13 protein-coding genes are annotated in these 16,603 nt (G+C 68.6%); 5 read left to right on the top strand and 8 right to left on the bottom strand.

Annotation, left to right across the window (positions count from 1 at the left end; genetic code table 11):
* Positions 1-76: 76 nt before the first annotated feature.
* Together glnA and F573_RS0110990 are read right to left on the bottom strand one after the other, a co-directional pair.
* On the bottom strand, positions 77-1,486 hold the full coding sequence (gene glnA, locus F573_RS0110995; protein WP_019022624.1) for a glutamate--ammonia ligase: 1,410 nt from the start codon (positions 1,484-1,486) through the stop codon (positions 77-79).
* Between the two features lie 218 nt (positions 1,487-1,704).
* Entirely contained in the window at positions 1,705-2,931 is a 1,227-nt protein-coding gene (locus tag F573_RS0110990; protein WP_019022623.1) for a cation diffusion facilitator family transporter, read from the bottom strand.
* Between the two features lie 139 nt (positions 2,932-3,070).
* Here F573_RS0110990 and glyQ point away from each other — a divergent pair, with 139 nt between their 5' ends.
* From glyQ to F573_RS0110970, 4 genes are all read left to right on the top strand, one after another.
* Positions 3,071-4,018, top strand: coding sequence for a glycine--tRNA ligase subunit alpha (glyQ, locus tag F573_RS0110985; protein WP_018936517.1), 948 nt, complete (start codon positions 3,071-3,073; stop codon positions 4,016-4,018).
* A 90-nt stretch (positions 4,019-4,108) separates the two neighbouring features.
* Entirely contained in the window at positions 4,109-6,190 is a 2,082-nt protein-coding gene (gene glyS, locus F573_RS0110980) for a glycine--tRNA ligase subunit beta (RefSeq protein ID WP_019022622.1), read from the top strand.
* A gap of 12 nt (positions 6,191-6,202) precedes the next feature.
* The gene (locus F573_RS0110975; protein WP_019022621.1) at positions 6,203-6,943 is read left to right on the top strand and encodes a 1-acyl-sn-glycerol-3-phosphate acyltransferase; all 741 of its coding nucleotides are present in this window, start codon (positions 6,203-6,205) and stop codon (positions 6,941-6,943) included.
* Between the two features lie 114 nt (positions 6,944-7,057).
* Positions 7,058-7,702: a hypothetical protein gene (locus F573_RS0110970; RefSeq protein WP_018868793.1), complete on the top strand. Its 645-nt coding sequence runs from the start codon at positions 7,058-7,060 to the stop codon at positions 7,700-7,702.
* A 25-nt stretch (positions 7,703-7,727) separates the two neighbouring features.
* Here the strand turns inward: F573_RS0110970 and F573_RS0110965 are convergent, their stop codons facing one another.
* The 3 genes from F573_RS0110965 to F573_RS0110955 all read right to left on the bottom strand — a co-directional run bounded on the left by F573_RS0110965 (position 7,728) and on the right by F573_RS0110955 (position 10,575).
* Positions 7,728-8,729: a PA2778 family cysteine peptidase gene (locus tag F573_RS0110965; RefSeq protein ID WP_019022620.1), complete on the bottom strand. Its 1,002-nt coding sequence runs from the start codon at positions 8,727-8,729 to the stop codon at positions 7,728-7,730.
* Between the two features lie 7 nt (positions 8,730-8,736).
* On the bottom strand, positions 8,737-9,216 hold the full coding sequence (locus F573_RS0110960; protein WP_019022619.1) for a PA2779 family protein: 480 nt from the start codon (positions 9,214-9,216) through the stop codon (positions 8,737-8,739).
* Between the two features lie 93 nt (positions 9,217-9,309).
* Positions 9,310-10,575 carry a 6-phosphofructokinase gene (locus tag F573_RS0110955; protein ID WP_018868796.1) on the bottom strand — a complete coding sequence of 422 codons (1,266 nt, stop codon included), beginning with the start codon at positions 10,573-10,575 and terminating at the stop codon, positions 9,310-9,312.
* Positions 10,576-10,766: 191 nt separating this feature from the next.
* On the opposite strand from F573_RS0110955, the gene F573_RS0110950 reads away from it, so the two are divergent.
* Entirely contained in the window at positions 10,767-11,780 is a 1,014-nt protein-coding gene (locus F573_RS0110950; RefSeq protein ID WP_018868797.1) for a class 1 fructose-bisphosphatase, read from the top strand.
* 277 nt (positions 11,781-12,057) lie between these two features.
* Here F573_RS0110950 and F573_RS0110945 read toward each other — a convergent pair whose 3' ends face one another.
* From F573_RS0110945 to F573_RS0110935, 3 genes are all read right to left on the bottom strand, one after another.
* Positions 12,058-13,359 carry an acetyl-CoA carboxylase biotin carboxylase subunit family protein gene (locus F573_RS0110945; protein ID WP_019022618.1) on the bottom strand — a complete coding sequence of 434 codons (1,302 nt, stop codon included), beginning with the start codon at positions 13,357-13,359 and terminating at the stop codon, positions 12,058-12,060.
* Between the two features lie 33 nt (positions 13,360-13,392).
* Positions 13,393-15,402 (bottom strand): CocE/NonD family hydrolase, encoded by a 2,010-nt coding sequence (locus F573_RS0110940; protein WP_019022617.1) that lies wholly within the window; start codon positions 15,400-15,402, stop codon positions 13,393-13,395.
* A gap of 94 nt (positions 15,403-15,496) precedes the next feature.
* Positions 15,497-16,504: a 2-hydroxyacid dehydrogenase gene (locus F573_RS0110935; protein WP_019022616.1), complete on the bottom strand. Its 1,008-nt coding sequence runs from the start codon at positions 16,502-16,504 to the stop codon at positions 15,497-15,499.
* Positions 16,505-16,603 lie beyond the last annotated feature (99 nt).

The raw sequence follows: 16,603 nt of genomic DNA, 5'->3' as shown, positions 1-16,603 counted from the left end.
TTCGCCCGGAGCGGAACCAAAAAAAGGCCCCGGCGCGAACGCCGGGGCCCGATGACGGCCGGAAAGCCCGCGGGGCTTACAGGCTGTAGTACATGTCGAACTCGATCGGATGGGTGGTCATGCGCATGCGCGTGACGTCTTCCATCTTCAGATCGATGTAGGCATCGATCATGTCGTCGGTGAACACCCCGCCCTGGGTCAGGAACGCGCGGTCGGCGTCCAGCGCCTCCAGGGCCTGATCCAGCGAATGGGCGACCTGCGGGATGCCCTTCTCTTCTTCCGGCGGCAGGTCGTAGAGGTTCTTGTCCATCGCCTCGCCCGGGTGGATCTTGTTCTGGATCCCGTCGATGCCGGCCATCAGCATCGCGGCGAACGCCAGATACGGGTTGGCGGTGGAGTCCGGGAAGCGCAGCTCGATGCGGCGGGCCTTCGGGCTCATCACGAACGGGATGCGTATGGACGCCGAGCGGTTGCGCGCGGAGTAGGCCAGCATCACCGGCGCCTCGAAACCCGGCACCAGACGCTTGTAGCTGTTGGTGGACGGGTTGGTGAAGGCGTTCAGCGCGCGGGCATGCTTGATGATGCCGCCGATGTAGTACAGCGCGGTCTCGGACAGGCCGCCGTACAGGTCACCGGAGAACAGGTTCTTGCCATCCTTCGACAGCGACTGGTGCACGTGCATGCCGGAGCCGTTGTCGCCGACGATCGGCTTGGGCATGAAGGTGGCGGTCTTGCCGTGCATGTGGGCAACGTTCTGCACCACGTACTTGAGCATCTGCACTTCGTCGGACTTCTTGGTCAGGGTCGCCGCGCCGACGCCGATCTCGCACTGGCCGGCCGTCGCCACCTCGTGGTGATGCACCTCGGTGGTCAGGCCCATCTCGGTCATCACTTCACACATGGTGGAGCGGATGTCGTGCAGGCTGTCGACCGGCGGGACCGGGAAGTAGCCACCCTTCACGCCCGGACGATGACCGATGTTGCCGTCGTCATACACGCGCTCGGAGTTCCAGGAGGCCTCCTGGGAATCCACGCGGCAATAGGAACCGGAGAGGTCGGAGCCCCACTTCACGTCGTCGAACACGAAGAACTCGTTCTCCGGACCGAACAGCGCGGTGTCGGCAATGCCGGTGCTCTGCAGATAGGCCTCGGCACGACGCGCCAGCGAGCGCGGGCAGCGGTCGTAGCCCTGCATGGTGGCCGGTTCCACGACATCGCAGCGGATGTTCATGGTCATGTCCTCGAAGAACGGGTCGATGGCCGCGGACTCCGAATCCGGCATCAGGATCATGTCGGATTCGTTGATGCCCTTCCATCCGGAGATGGAAGAGCCGTCGAACATCTTGCCTTCTTCGAAGGAATCTTCGTCGAGGTCGTGGGCCGGCAGGGTGACATGCTGTTCCTTGCCCTTGGAATCGGTAAAACGAAGGTCAACGAAACGGACTTCCTGTTCCTTGATCTGCTTCAGCACTTCGGCTGCGGACATAATGAGGACTCCTCTGGTCTTCAGTTTGAGACGGTCGATGCCGGTGCGGTCGCCTGGGGCCGATCGGCGTCTGCCGGTTGGTCATGCAGGTGGCGTGCCAGCCTGCAAGCCCCGGTTCGGGGCGCCCCTGCGCCCATCTCTGCGCCACCACGGCCGAATGCCGCACACCCGCAGTGCACAGAATGCACCATTATAGTGCTACCGCGCGGCATGCGCCCTCATTCGGTGCAAGTCCGATAGAGCACGGTCACCTGTCCCAGTACCGGCCCCAGAACGGGGTGTTCCCGCAGCTGCCGGGTCAGCAGATCGGCGCGCTCCTGCAGGGCGGCTCCCGTCCGCGCGGGATCCAGCCGCAGAGTGACGGTGGCATGCACCCGCCCGCCGAGATAATGCAGGGAAAGGTGCTCCAGGGCCTCCAGCTCGGGGAAGCCGGCCCAGGCCTCGCGCAGGCCGGCCACCAGTTCGGGGCGCAGGGGCAGCCGCGAGCTGGCCACCTGCTCCTCGTCGTTCTCCGGATCCACGTGCACGGTGATGTCGCTGACCTCGCCCGCATCCTCGGTCACAGCGCGATGCACGGCATCGGCGATGCGGTGCCCCTCGGACACCGAAATCATCGGCGCAACCTGCACGTGCACGTCGGCCACGGCGTCGTCGCCGGAGCGGCGCGTGCGCAGCATGTGGGCATCCTTAACTCCGGGCACGTCCAGGATGGTGCGGTGGATGCGCTCGACCTTTTCCGGTTCCAGCGCGGTGTCGATCAGTTCGGCCACGCTGCGACGGATCAGGCGCCCGGCGATATGCAGGATGAACAGGGCCACCAGCAGCGCCGCCAGCGCGTCCAGCCACGGCCAGCCGGCGACCGCACCGGCCACCCCCAGCAGCACGATGACCGAAGAGATCGCATCGGTGCGGTGGTGCCAGGCATTCGCCTCCAGCATGCGCGAGCCCAGCCGCCGCGCGACCCGGCGGGTGTACTGGTACAGGCCTTCCTTGGCCACGAGGGTCACCACGGCGAACGCGATCGCCAGCGGTGCCGGCCCCGTGGCATCGTCCAGCTCCAGCAGGCGTCCGCCGGCGCCCCAGGCGATGGCCAGCCCCGCCAGCGCGAGGAACAGGCCCACGACCACCGTCGCGAGCGTCTCGATGCGGCCGTGGCCGTAGGGGTGATCCCGATCGGGGGAAGCGGCAGCCTGCCCTGCCGCGACCAGGACCACGGCATCGGTGACCAGGTCGGAGACGGTATGCACGCCATCGGCGATCAGGGCCTGGGAGTTGAGCAGCCAGCCGCTGAGCAGCTGGGTCACGGCCAGCCCGGAGTTCACCGCGGCGCCGGTGAGCGTGACCCGGCGCGTGTCGCGGTAGCGCCGGTCGTCGGTGCCCGACTCGAGCGGGTCAGGCGGTTCGGCGGGCGCCCTGTCCGGCTGCTGCTGGTGATCCGCGGCCATCGTACCCCCGGAGATGCCTCGATTCGGGGCATTATGGACCGCGCCGCGACCTCCGGCCACCGCAGCCGGGCCGGGCGGTGGCCGCACCCCGGCACGGGCCGATATACTGCCGCCCCTGATCCGCTCCGGACCCCCAGCCATGGCGAACGCAAGCGACCGAACCGAGACCGCGAGTCCCACCTTCCAGGACCTGATCCGCCGACTGCAGGATTACTGGAACGACCACGGCTGCGTGGTGATGCAGCCCTACGACATGGAGATGGGCGCCGGGACTTTCCATCCGGCGACCTTCCTGCGCTCGATCGGCCCGGAACCCTGGCGCGCCGCCTACGTGCAGCCCAGCCGGCGCCCGACCGACGGCCGCTACGGCGACAATCCCAATCGCCTGCAGCACTACTATCAGTTCCAGGTGCTGCTGAAGCCCTCCCCGGCCGACATCCAGGACCTGTATCTCGGCTCGCTGGAGGCGCTGGGCTTCGACACGCTGACCCACGACGTCCGTTTCGTCGAGGACAACTGGGAATCGCCGACGCTGGGCGCCTGGGGGCTGGGCTGGGAGGTCTGGCTGAACGGCATGGAGGTGACGCAGTTCACCTACTTCCAGCAGGTGGGCGGGATCGACTGCCACCCGGTCTCCGGCGAGATCACTTACGGGCTGGAGCGCCTGGCGATGTACCTGCAGGGCGTGGAGAGCGTCTACGACCTGGTCTGGACCGTCGGCCCGGATGGGCGCGCGGTCACCTACGGCGACGTTTACCACCAGAACGAGGTCGAGCAGTCGAAGTACAACTTCGAGCACGCCGACCGCGATGCCCTGTTCGCCGCGTTCGACCACCATGCGGCGGAGAGCGACCGCATGATCGAGCTGGGCCTGCCGCTGCCGGCCTACGAGCAGATGCTGCGCGCCTCGCACAGCTTCAACCTGCTGGATGCGCGCGGGGCGATCTCGGTCACCGAGCGCCAGCGCTACATCCTGCGCGTGCGCGAGCTCTCCAGGAACGTCGCGCAGAAATACTATGAATCGCGCGAGGCGCTGGGCTTTCCACTGTGCGCCCCGGGCGACACCGGCAAGTCCGACGCCGCCTGACGCCACCCGACACCGGGGCATACCCCGAACCCGTGCCCGCCGCCGCCCCGAACGGGCGCGCGGGCCCACCGGAACCCGACTGGACCGAACATGGACGAAGCCCGCGAACTTCTGATCGAACTCGGCACCGAAGAACTGCCGCCGGCCGCGCTGGCACGCCTGCGCGACGCCTTCGCCGAGGGCCTGACCACCCGCCTGCGCGAGGCCGGGCTGGAACCCGGCGAGCCCGAGGCCTTCGCCACACCCCGGCGCCTGGCCGTGCGCTTCCCCGCGGTACCCGGCCGCCAGCCCGACCAGCTGCAGGAACGCCGCGGCCCGGCCGTGGCCGCCGCCTTCGACGACCAGGGCCAGCCGACCCGCGCGGCGCAGGGCTTCGCCTCCTCCTGCGGGGTGGAGGTGGACCAGCTCGAGCGCGAGAACACCGGCAAGGGCGAATACCTGATCTTCCGCCGCATGCAGCCGGGGCAGGCCCTCGGCGGACTGCTGCCGGAGATGCTGGCCGGAGCCCTGGAACACCTGCCCACGCCCAAGCGCATGCGCTGGGGCGAGAGCACCACGGAATTCGTGCGCCCGGTGCACTGGCTGGTGGTGCTGCACGGCACCGACGTCCTGCCGATGACGGTCCTGGAACAGGGGGCCGGCCGCCACACACGCGGTCACCGCTTCCACCACCCGGCCCCGCTGGAGCTCGCCGGCCCCGGCGACTACGCCGAAAGGCTGCGCGCCGAGGGCCGTGTGGAGCCTTCGTTCGAGGCCCGTCGCGAGCGCATCCTGGAGCAGGTCCACGCCACCGCCCGCGAGCTGGGCGGGCGCGCGCTGGTCGACCCGGACATGCTGGACGAGGTCACCGCGCTGGTGGAATGGCCGGTGGCACTGGGCGGCAGCTTCGATCGGCGTTTTCTGGAGGTCCCGCAGGAGGCGCTGATCTCCACCATGCAGGACAACCAGAAATACTTCCCGGTGGTGGACGAGGCCGGCCGCCTGCAGCCGCATTTCATCGTCGTCAGCAACATCGAGTCGCGCGATCCCGAAGCAGTACGCGATGGCAACGAGCGCGTGCTGCGCCCGCGCTTCGCGGATGCCGAATTCTTCTGGGAGCAGGACCGCAAGCACCGCCTGGAAGAACGCCTCGACGAGCTCGGCTCGGTGGTGTTCGAGAAGCGCCTGGGCACCCTGCGCGACAAGTCGCAGCGCCTGGAAGCGCTGATGCAGCGCCTCGCCGGCCTGATGGATCTGGATGCGCAGCAGGCGGCGCGCGCCGCGCGGCTGTGCAAATGCGATCTGCTGACCCGGATGGTGTTCGAGTTCACCGAACTGCAGGGCACCATGGGGCGCTACTACGCGCTGCACGACCGCGAGGACGAGGCCGTCGCCGACGCGATCGAGCAGCACTACTGGCCGCGCCAGTCGGGCTCGGAGCTGCCGGACGGCCCGCTGGCGCAGGCCCTGGCGCTGGCCGACCGCCTCGACACCCTGGTCGGGATCTTCGCCATCGGCAAGCAGCCCAGCGGCACCAAGGACCCGTTCGCCCTGCGCCGGGCCGCGCTGGGTCTGGTGCGCATCCTGGTGGAACGGGAACTCCCGCTGACCCTGACCCCGCTGCTCACCGCGGCCGCCGAGCCGATCCGCGAACGCGTGGCCGAGGCCGACCAGGCGGTGGACCCGGTGCGCGAATACATCGTCGAGCGCCTGCGCGGCTACCTGCTGGAACAGGGCCATGCCCACGAGACCATCGAGGCCGTGGGCGCGGTCGGCCCCGACCAGCCACTGGATTTCGCCCGCCGCGTGCGCGCGGTCTCACAGTTCCGCGAACGCCCGGAGGCCGAGGCCCTGGCCGCGGCCAACAAGCGCATCCACAACCTGCTGCGCAAGGCCGGCGACGAGGCCGCCGGCACGCTCGAGCCCGACGCCCTGGTGGCCGACGAGGAACGCCAGCTGCACCAGGGTCTGCTGGCGGTGCGCCCGGCGGTGGACGCGGCAGTGGCCGACGGCGACTACGTGCGCGCCCTGGGCGAACTCGCCGGGCTGCGCGAGCGCGTGGACCGCTTCTTCGACGGGGTGATGGTGATGGCCGAGGACCCCGCCGAACGCCGCAACCGCCTCGCCCTGCTGCGCGAACTGCGCCAGGCCTTCGAGACCGTGGCGGACATCGGGCGGCTGGCCACCGGCTGAAGGAGACGGGCGATGCGCTATCTGGGGGCACTCCTGTTTCAGGCGGGGCTGATCAGCTCGTCGCTGATCTACGGCCTGATCATGCCGCTGCTGATCTGGCCGCTGTCCCATGAACGCCGCTACCGCGTCCTGATCCAGTGGGGCCGCTTCAACATCTGGTGGCTGCGGGTCACCTGCGGGGTGCGCTACCGGGTTCGTGGCCTGGAACACGTGGACACCTCGCGCCCCCACGTGGTGATGTCCAAGCATCAGTCGGCGTGGGAGACGCTCGCGTTCGTGTCGATCTTCCCGCGCCAGACCTGGGTGCTCAAGCGCGAGCTGATGCGCATCCCGCTGTTCGGCTGGACCCTGGCCATGCTCAACCCGGTACCGATCGACCGCAGTGCCGGTCGCCAAGCGCTGGAGGGCCTGCTCCGGGAAGGCAAGAAGCGGCTGGACCAGGGTCTGTGGGTGATCGTGTTCCCCGAGGGCACGCGCATGAACCCGGGGGAGAAGGGGCGCTACCGTCAGGGCGGCGCCCAGCTCGCCGCGCGCGGCGGTTACCCGGTGCTGCCGGTGGCGCTGAACTCCGGTACGTACTGGCCGCGGCGCGGGATCCTGCGTCACCCCGGGACCATCGAGGTCTCGGTGGGGCCGCCGATCGAGACGCAGGGCCGTTCGGCCGCCGAGGTGCTGGCGCTGACCGAGGACTGGATCGAAAGCGAGATGGCGCAGCTTGAAGCCCGCGACGAGGCCACCCCGCGGGAGCAGTGATCCTGTGATCCGGCGGCCCGGCGATCCCCCGCCGGAGTCCGGCCCAAATTGCGCGCGGGGCAGGAAGCCCGCAATCTCCCCGGCTACACCCCAGAGGAACCCGGAGACGCCCGAATGTCCGCTTCCCCCGGAACGATCGGTCCGGCACTGGTCGAACTGCGCGAACGCAACATCCACCGCGTCGGCGATGACGAGCCGGCGGTCTGGCTGATCGACGACCGCGAGATGGGCGGGATCCTGGTGAACGCCCCGCCGTTTTCGGATGCCCTGCTGCAGGAACTGCGCGCGCTCACCGAGCCGCGCTGGCTGTTCCTGCCCAGCCACCGCGGCGCGCGCGACCTGGAGGCCTGGCGCGAGGCCGGACTGGAGGTGCTGGCCTACGAGGCCGAGGCACCCGCGATCCGCGCCGCCGGCGGCACCGTGGATACCCCGTTCAACCGCAAGCAGCGGCTGTCGCGCACCATCGACTTCCTGCCGATGGGCGGCGTCACCGAGGGCACCTGCGCCCTGCGGATCAAGAATCTGCCGGGGGCGATCTTCTTCGGTCCCGCGCTGACCCCGGGCGAGGACGGCTGGCCCACGGTGATCCCCGAGGCCACCGACCATTCGGCCGAGGCGCGGCTGTTCGGCTCGCTGGGGATCAAGGACCTGAAATTCGCCTGGGCGTTCTGCGACCGCCACGATCCGGAGACCACGCACATCGGCCCGGATGCCGACCAGCACATCCACGCGCGGGTGGAGGCGCTGTTCGAGGACTGACGCCGCGCCGAGCCGCGTGCCCGCATCAGTCGGCGCGCGGATCCGCCGGGCAGTCCGGGACGGGGTCGCATGCCCCGCCGGACGGAGCCGCCCGCTCCAGCGTCCGCAGGGTCGGGGCATACGGGGATGCGTCCTCGCCCCCGCTCAGCGCCACCGCGCAGGCGGCCGCGGCCCGGGCGGGTTCCGTACAGTCCCGCGCCAGCAGGACATGGGCGAGGTTGTTCCAGGCCGCGTCCACGCCCGAGTCACGCTCGATCAGCTCGCGCAGCGCAGACTCGGCCGACTCGGGATCATCCTGCGCCATCGCAACGTTCGCCAGACCGACATAGCCCACCGGCTGATCGGGCCATTGGTCGATCGCCGTGCGGTAACCCGTGGCCGCGCTCTCCAGTGCGCCGATGACCTCCAGCTCGTTGACCGCGCGCAGCCAGTTCAGCGGCTCCGCGGTGGCCGGCAGCTCGTCCGGCGCCACCGGGATGAAGGCCCAGCGCTCGCCGCGCGCCCAAGTCCGCTCGAAGCGGGCGAACTCGTTCACGTGACGCTCGTGGGTGCCGCTGCGCAGGATGATCTCGCCGGCGTCGAGGTCGTAGCCGATGACCACCGCGAAATGCCATTCCGGGAACATCGCGAGCCCGAGGTTCTGGAACACCACCACCGGATGACCGGCCGCGACCTCGCGCAGGACCGCTTCCAGATCCGGCTCCAGGCGATACGCCACCAGATCGCGCGCGCGCACCGCCGCACGCATCTCGGCCTGCAGCGTGCCCTCGCGGACGGGGATGTAGACCTCGTCGATCAGCCCTTCCAGCGACACGTCCAGACCGCGCCCCTCGAGCACCGTGGCCAGCGCGGCCGGGCCGCACTGGTACCCCTCCTGCGGGTGGAACGGGGTGTCGGTCAGCTCGACGCGCGGCGGCAGATCCGGCAGGGCCCCGGGGTCACCCGCCAGGTCGCGGCTCTGCGGCGCGGTCGCACAGCCGGCCAGCAACGCCGCCAGCAGCAGCGCCGCGAGTCCCCGGAGGATCACGCGGTGACTACCGGTCGCGCGGCGGCTGGACGAAGGAGAAGATGTCGGTCACGCCCAGGGCGTCGGTGATCACGAACACCAGGAACACGATGGCGACCACGCCCAGGGCGCCGGCGGCCCCCACCGGTTCGGAGTCCATGCGCGCTTCCAGCTCCGCCAGCTCCTCGTCGGTCAGCCGGGCGACGCGCTCGCGGGCCTGTTCCGGATCCACGCCCATGGCGATCAGCTGCTCCTGTACGGGCGCCTCTTCCAGACGTTCCAGCAGTTGCGCCCGGGTGTCCTCCGCCTGCGCCTGATCGATCAGGGCGCGGGTACCCACCATCTGCCCGGTGTCATCGCCGCTTGCGGATGCCCCCTGCGCGCGCTCGGCCGTTTCGGCCAGCACGGAGGTGGCCGGCAGCAGGGCCAGGCCGAGGGCACAACAACCGGCCAGCATGCCGGATACGGACGGGGTACGACGCAAACGCGAGACGCTCGGAATCGACATGGACGGCCTCCTCGAAGGCTCGGATGGGGAAACGTACTTCCTATCTTACGCTCGTTACGGGGCGCGCCAAGCCCCGCGAACGATCCGCCAGGCTCAGTCGTGATCCACGTCGAACGGCGGACAGCGTTTCGGCAGCAGCTCCCCGCGGATGCGCGGATAGGCGGGCAGTCCGCGCTCGAACGGCGGCTGGTCCTCGCCCTGGATCAGCGGGCGCAGATAGTCGCGTGCCTCCTGCGTGATCCCGTAGCCATCGGGGGTGATGTATTCGCGCGGCATGCCCTGCTCGATGTCGGCCACGCTCTCCAGCGAGGTACGCCCGATGCTCCAGCGGTAGGGCTGGGTGGAATCGCGCCGGATGATGGGCATGAAGCTGTGCTCGCCGGCCACCACGCCCTCCACCGCGGCGCGCCCGCAGGCATAGGCCTGGTCGACGTCCACCTTCGACGCGATGTGCCGCGCGGCCCGCTGGATGTAGTCCACCACCGCCCAGTGCAGCTTGTGCCCGGTCTTTTCGCGGATCAGCTCGGACAGCCGCGGCGCGGCGCCGCCCAGCTGCGTGTAGGCGTACACGTCGTGGCTCTGCGCCACCGAGAACAGGCTGCCGTCGGGGTTCTTCAGGCCCTCGGAGACCACGACCACGCAGTAGCCGTGGCGCTCGATGGTGCGGTTGAGGTGATCCAGGAAATCCGCCTCGTCGAACGGCGTCTCGGCGAACAGGATCAGCATCGGCGGCTGGCCGTCGAACTCCTGGGCCAGCGCGGCGGCGGCCGCCAGCCAGCCGGCATGCCGCCCCATCACCTCGAGGATGAAGACCTTGGTCGAGCTGGTGTGCATGGACTCCACATCCAGGCTGGCCTCGCGCACGGTGGTGGCGATGAACTTGGCCGCCGAACCGAAACCCGGACTGGAATCGGTGATGGCGAGGTCGTTGTCGATGGTCTTGGGCACGCCCACCGCGGTGATCGGATAGCCCATGCGGTCACCCATCTTCGCGACCTTGAGGGCGGTATCCATGGAACCACCACCGCCGTTGTAGAAGAAATAGCCGATATCGTGGGCGCGAAAGACCTCCACCAGCCGCTCGTACTGCTCGGGGTGGGTGTCCGGATCGCCCAGATCGAAGCGGCAGGAACCGAAGGCACCGCCGGGGGTGTGCTTCAGCGCCTGCAGGGTCAGCGGGTCCTCGTGGTCGAGATCGATCAGCTCCTCGCGCAGCGCGCCCAGGATCCCGTCGCGCGCGGCGTAGATCCGCCCGAAATGCGCCGGATGACCGCGCACGGCCTCGATCACCCCCCAGGCACTGGCGTTGATGACGGCGGTGACCCCGCCGGACTGGGCGTACAGTGCGTTCTGCGGCATGTGTCTCTCCCTGGATGTCCCTGCTCATCGGGCCCCGTGGCCCCGGAATCGGCCCCCGCGCCCGCTTTTGCTACACTGTGCCGGTTAGGACACGGGCCGAACGGCGCGGTTCGCGCCAGCAGCGTGCGCAACCGCCTGCCCCCAAGAGTGCCCCGATGTCGCACGGACTCACAACCATCAGGATCGGCAATATGCATATCGGCACGACACTGACCAACTACATCATCGAAACCCAGCGCGGGATCCAGGGCGCCACCGGCGAGTTCACCGGCCTGCTCAACGACATCGCCACCGCGTGCAAGAAGATCTCGGCGCTGGTCGACAAGGGCGACCTGGTCGGCGTCCTCGGCTCGGCCGGTTCGGAGAACGTACAGGGCGAGACCCAGAAAAAGCTGGACATCATCACCAACGAGGTGTTCATCGAGGCGCTGTCGCACAACGGTCATGTCGCCGGTCTGGCGTCCGAGGAGCTGGACGAGATCCTCGAGCTGCCCAAGGACGCCCCGCGCGGCCACTACCTGGTGCTGTTCGACCCGCTGGACGGCTCCTCCAACATCGACGTGAACGTCTCCGTCGGCACCATCTTCTCCATCCTGAAGGCACCGGAGGGTGTCGAGAACCCGAAGACCGAGGACTTCCTGCAGCCCGGCACCACCCAGGTGGCCGCCGGCTACTGCCTGTACGGCCCGTCCACCATGATGGTGCTGACCACCGGCCAGGGCGTGAACATGTTTACCCTGGACAAGGATTTCGGCGAGTTCCTGCTGACCAAGGAAAAGATCCACATCCCCGAGGACACCCAGGAGTTCGCCATCAACATGTCGAACATGCGTTTCTGGGAAGCCCCGATCAAGCGCTATGTCGACGAGTGCCTGGCCGGCAAGGAAGGCGCGCTGGGCAAGGACTACAACATGCGCTGGGTCGCCTCCATGGTGGCCGAGGTGCACCGCATCCTGTCGCGCGGCGGTGTCTTCATGTATCCGCTGGACTCCAAGACCACCGCCAAGGGCCAGGAAGGCAAGCTGCGCCTGATGTACGAGGCCAACCCGATGAGCTACATCGTCGAGCAGGCCGGCGGTGCCTCCACCACCGGGCGCCAGCGCATCATGGACGTCCCGCCGAAGGACATCCATCAGCGCGTGCCGGTGGTGCTGGGCGCGAAGAACGACGTGGAGCGCGTGACCCGCTACCACAACGAAGGCTGACCGCGCCCCGGCGGCCGCGAGGACTTCGCGGCCTGCCGACCCGGCCTTGCAGGGCCCGGCCCCTTCGGGGGACCGGGCCTTTTTTGCTGGCCCGTACGGAGGTTCGGGCCAAGCGAGAGACACCGCCGGCTGGCAGCCCGTGACGCCGATCGGCCGGAGGGCCGGCCTCCTACGGGTCAGGTGTCAACCGCGGTAGGAGGCGAGCCCTCTCGCCGATCCGGCCCGGGGAGGCATCAACCGGCAGGAGGCGCCCCCTCTCGCCGATCCGGCCCGACGATCAGGTGATGACCGCCTCGGTGTCCTTCTCGATGTCGAACTGCAGTACCGACAGGGCCTCGTCGTACTTGTCCAGCAGATCCGCCCGGTCGCGGCCGCCGATGAACACGTTGGCGATCTCGAAGCTGTACATGTCCTGGCCCTGCAGGTCCTTGAGGTGCTGACCCGGCTTCACCGGGATCTTGACCTCGGTGCCGGGCTGGCGGGTCTTCAGCCGGGTGATGGCCTCGGGGCTGGGGATACGCCGCACGCGGCCGGCTTCATGGGTGCGGAACATGAAATGGGCGGCCACGTTGAACTCGCCGTTACGCTCCATCGGCCGCGGCTTGCGTCCCAGCGCCAGGTCCACCATCACGGAATGGTGCGAGATGCCGTGCACCTTCTCGAAGATGTCCGAATGAGCCTGGGAGATCCGCGGGTTGATCTCCAGCAGCCACACCTGGTCGCCGGTCTGGTCGTAGTAGAACTCGGCGTTGAACGGCGAGTTGTCCAGGCCGGTTTGCTGCACCGCCAGCCGCGCGAGATCCATCATGCGGTGCTGGATCTCCAGCGGCAGCGAGGACGGGTATTCGTAGCGCGAGAACGACGAGCCGTCCTGTTCGGTCACCGAGTCGACCACGCCGTAGACATTCACCTGCCCGTTGTAGCTGTACCCCTCGAGGGTGCACTGCCAGCCGCCGATCGGCGATTCAGCCACGAAACTCTCGGGCATCTCGGCGATTTCCGGCGGGGCGCCGGAGCGCTGCATGAGCCAGGCGAAGGGCCCGCCGATGAAACCGCCCTTCTCGCGGCAGATCTGCATGACCGACCGGAACTGTCGCTCGTCGTTGATCTGGAAGGCGAGAAACGAACGGAACGACTTGATCGGCTTGATCCAGAACGGCGGCAGCATGTCGAGTTTCGACCACGCATTCTCGTCATGCGGGTCGAAGGCCCGAAAGCGCGGGATATGGTCGGGGATCACCTTGCGCTGCTCGAGCCGGCTCCAGTACTTGTGCTCGCACTTGAGCACGGCCTCCAGCGAGGGGCCGGGCACGCCGAAGCGCTCGGCCAGCAACGGGACCATCACGGTGCTGGGGAAATCGTAGAAGCTGACGATGGCATCCACCGGCACCCCGGCCGCCTCGATGTTGCCGGCCGCACGTTCAATCAGCGCCTCCATGTCGAAGGACTCGACGTTGCGGATGTCGCTGAAATCCAGGGCCGAGTGGAACTCGCACTCGGCCGCCTGGGGCAGGCGCTCCAGCTTGGCCTGGTTGAAGGCGTCCATGCCAACGACAAAGACGTGCTTCTTTTCGCTCATGCTCTCCCTCCCGGTTTCCCGGTATTTGTCGGGTTACACCAGGTCGCGCGGGATGCTCTCGTCCCAGCTCTGCGCGTAGACGCGCACGTCACCCTCGTAGGCGTCCAGGGTGGCGCGGATCCGGAAGGTGTCGGGGGTAGAGGTGAGCACGGTGCGGGTCACCGTGCGCACCGACCAGTCATCACGCCGGAAATGCCGGGTCTGCACCACCTCGCCGCGCACGGTGTCGTAGGACTCGCTGCGGTAGCTGTAGCGTTCGTGCACCTCCCGGCCAAAGGCCAGGTCATTGTCATGCAGCTGCAGCACGGGGTCGTTGTTGATCACGTTCAGGGCGACCTCGTTGGTCGCCAGGTTGTGCTCGGTCTTCCATTCCCGGTGGGCCGGAGCCAGCAGAGTATGCCCCGGGGTGGGGGCATGCCGCGGCTCGCCGAGATCCCGCGGGACGGGGGTGTCGGCGTCGACCCGGCGTTCCGGCAGATGCAGGCAGCAACCTTCCAGATGCAGCGTCAGACGTGCGGGTTCCGGTGCCGGCCACGCCAGCGGCCAGTAGGAACTGGAGATTGACAGGCGAATCCGATGACCGCGGCGAAACCGCTGGGCCACCTCGTTCAGCCGGAACCGGACATGGTAGCGCCGCCCGGGCTCCAGCGGCTGCGGGTCCTCGTGCCCGTCGCGATGCGTCAGATTGCGGATGCCGAAGGTGACGCGCGTGGCCCGGTCCTCCGGGTCCACATCGGACAGGCGCGCGGCGACCTGGGCCACCGGACGATCAGCCTCGATCTCCAGTTCCAGTTCGGTATCGCCCAACAGGTCGAAGTCTTCGTCCAGCGGATCGGTCTCGAACACCAGTGCGCCGCCGTCTTCCAGGCGCTGGTCCGAAGGCAGGTCGGTGGTCTCGGCGTAGGAACACCACTTGCCGGCGAACAGCCCCACGCTCAGCGGGCTGCGGATGGTCAGGGTTTCCGCTTCGTCGGTGCGTTCGCCGCCGGCGACCAGGCGCCCCCGGGCCAGACCGAATTCGTGGTAGTGGATGTTGGGGCTGGGCCAGCGCTGCTCGGCGATCCACTCACCGGTGATCTCCGGGACCAGCGGGCTGCGCGCGTCGTGCAGCCACAGCCGTGCCATCGGATCGGCGTCCACGCCGCGGTCGATGCCCTTGAGCCAGTGGTCCCACCAGCGCACGCATTCGCCGAGGAAGTCGATGGTCGGCCCCGGCCCGCCCATGTGCGGATACTTGTGGCCCCAGGGCCCCACCAGCCCGGCGCGCGGTACCTGCAGGTGCTCGAGCAGGCGGAACACCGTATTGGAGTAGCCGTCGGCCCAGCCGCTGACCGCCATCACCGGGACCTGGATGGCGCTGTAGTCCTCGCAGACCGAAGCGTGCTTCCAGTAGTCGTCGCGGCGCTGGTGCTCCAGCCAGTTGCGGATCCACAGGCCGGACCCCTCCAGCCGCTCGCGCCACATGTCGCGCCAGCGATCCTCGCCGACCACTTGCGGATCCGGCGGGCAGGAATTGAAACCGAACATGGTCGAGGCCCACGAGAGGTTGTCTGTCAGCAGGCAGCCGCCCATGTAGTGCACGTCGTCGGCATAGCGGTCATCCGACGAGCAAACCGAGATCACCGCCCCCAGTTCCGGCGGCTGCAGGGCCGCCAGCTGCAGCCCGTTGAAGCCGCCCCAGGACAGGCCGAACAGGCCGACCCTGCCGGAACACCACGGCTGCTGCGCGATCCAGCGGATCACCTCGAGGCCATCGTCGAGTTCCTGCTGCAGGTATTCGTCGCGCAGCACGCCCTCCGAGTCGCCGCTGCCGCGCAGGTCCACGCGCACCCCGGCGTAGCCGTGCGCGGCGAAGAACCCGTGCACCTCCGCATCGCGCAGGGCCTTGTGGTCGTTCTTGCGGTAGGGGATGTACTCGAGGATCGCCGGCACCGGGTTGTGCTCGGCGTCCTCCGGCAGCCAGATGCGGGCGGCCAGATGGCAGCCGTCGCTCAGGGTGATCCAGGTGTTCTCGATGACCCTTGCACCGTCGACCTCGCTCATCTTCTGTCCTCCCTGCCCGAATGGCCTCTGTTCAGGACATATATGGTGCCGGGCAGGGAAAATCAAGCGCCTCGATCGAGCGCCAGGCCCGTCATCACACCAGCCGGCCGGGCAGTTCCTCGTGGCCTTCCGGGTCGCGCGCCAGCACCTGCAGGTTGTGCACGGTGGTCTCGGCGATGCCGGTCAGTCCTTCGTGGGTGAGAAACGCCTGGTGGCCGGTGACCAGGACGTTGTCGCGGCGGGTCAGGCGGACCAGCCGGGCATCGGGGACACCGTCCGGGGTACCGGTCCAGTCGCGGAAGAACACCGGGCCTTCATCTTCGTAGACATCCAGACCCGCCGCCCCGAGCTGGCCCGAATCCAGCGCGGTCTCCACCGCCTCGGTGTCCACCAGCGCCCCGCGCGCGGTGTTGATGAGGATGGCCCCGCGCGGCATGCGCGCCAGCGTGTCGGCGTTGATCATGTGGTGGTTGTCGCGCGTCAGCGGGCACATCAGGCAGACCACATCGGAGGCCGCCAGCAGTTCGTCGAGGTCGGTGTAGGTGACGCCGGCGGCCTGCAGTTCCGGATCCGGGTACGGGTCCATCGCGCGAACGCGAGCCCCGAAGCCAAGCATGATGCGGGCGAAGGCCGCGCCGATCTTGCCGGTGCCGACCACGCCGACACTGCGCTGCGCAACGTCGAAGCCGACCAGGTTGTTCAGCCGGAAATCGCCGCGCCGGGTACGCTTCCAGGCGAAGTGGGTGTGGCGGTTCAGGGTCATCAGCAGCGCCACCGCGTGCTCGGCGATGGCATTCGGCGAGTACGCCGGGACCCGGGCCACGCGCATGCCGATGCGGCGTGCATGTTCGTCATCCAGGTTGTTGTGGCCCGAGCAGCGCAGGGTCACCACGTGGATGCCGTGACGTTGCAGACCGTCCAGGGTGGCCGCACACAGGTCGTCGTTGGTGAAGGCGCAGACCGCATCCGCACCGGCCGCGTCGCCCACCGTCTTCGGGGTCAGGCGGCGTTCGTCCAGTAGCGGCTCCATGCCGGCCTCGCGCAGCATCGGCACCAGATGCTCCTGATCGTGTTGCTGGGCACTGAATACGGCGACCTTCATCCATTTCCTCCCGTGGCGGCCCCGTGCCGGGCCCTGGCTGGTGGCCTACAGCTTCGCACGACCGGGGCCACGGATGCGCGTCGGGGCGGCCGGGGGTTG

The organism is Thioalkalivibrio sp. ALE23 (assembly GCF_000378545.1).
In the GTDB taxonomy this organism is placed as follows: domain Bacteria; phylum Pseudomonadota; class Gammaproteobacteria; order Ectothiorhodospirales; family Ectothiorhodospiraceae; genus Thioalkalivibrio.
Note: the sequence above shows the minus strand (reverse complement) of the source record. Positions and strands in the feature narration are given on the sequence as shown.

Coding starts and splice junctions, on each gene's coding strand:
- glnA (WP_019022624.1), bottom strand. CDS start 1,486: ATGTCCGCAGCCGAAGTGCTGAAGCAGATCAAGGAACAGGAAGTCCGT.
- F573_RS0110990 (WP_019022623.1), bottom strand. CDS start 2,931: ATGGCCGCGGATCACCAGCAGCAGCCGGACAGGGCGCCCGCCGAACCG.
- glyQ (WP_018936517.1), top strand. CDS start 3,071: ATGGCGAACGCAAGCGACCGAACCGAGACCGCGAGTCCCACCTTCCAG.
- glyS (WP_019022622.1), top strand. CDS start 4,109: ATGGACGAAGCCCGCGAACTTCTGATCGAACTCGGCACCGAAGAACTG.
- F573_RS0110975 (WP_019022621.1), top strand. CDS start 6,203: ATGCGCTATCTGGGGGCACTCCTGTTTCAGGCGGGGCTGATCAGCTCG.
- F573_RS0110970 (WP_018868793.1), top strand. CDS start 7,058: ATGTCCGCTTCCCCCGGAACGATCGGTCCGGCACTGGTCGAACTGCGC.
- F573_RS0110960 (WP_019022619.1), bottom strand. CDS start 9,216: ATGTCGATTCCGAGCGTCTCGCGTTTGCGTCGTACCCCGTCCGTATCC.
- F573_RS0110955 (WP_018868796.1), bottom strand. CDS start 10,575: ATGCCGCAGAACGCACTGTACGCCCAGTCCGGCGGGGTCACCGCCGTC.
- F573_RS0110950 (WP_018868797.1), top strand. CDS start 10,767: ATGCATATCGGCACGACACTGACCAACTACATCATCGAAACCCAGCGC.
- F573_RS0110945 (WP_019022618.1), bottom strand. CDS start 13,359: ATGAGCGAAAAGAAGCACGTCTTTGTCGTTGGCATGGACGCCTTCAAC.
- F573_RS0110940 (WP_019022617.1), bottom strand. CDS start 15,402: ATGAGCGAGGTCGACGGTGCAAGGGTCATCGAGAACACCTGGATCACC.
- F573_RS0110935 (WP_019022616.1), bottom strand. CDS start 16,504: ATGAAGGTCGCCGTATTCAGTGCCCAGCAACACGATCAGGAGCATCTG.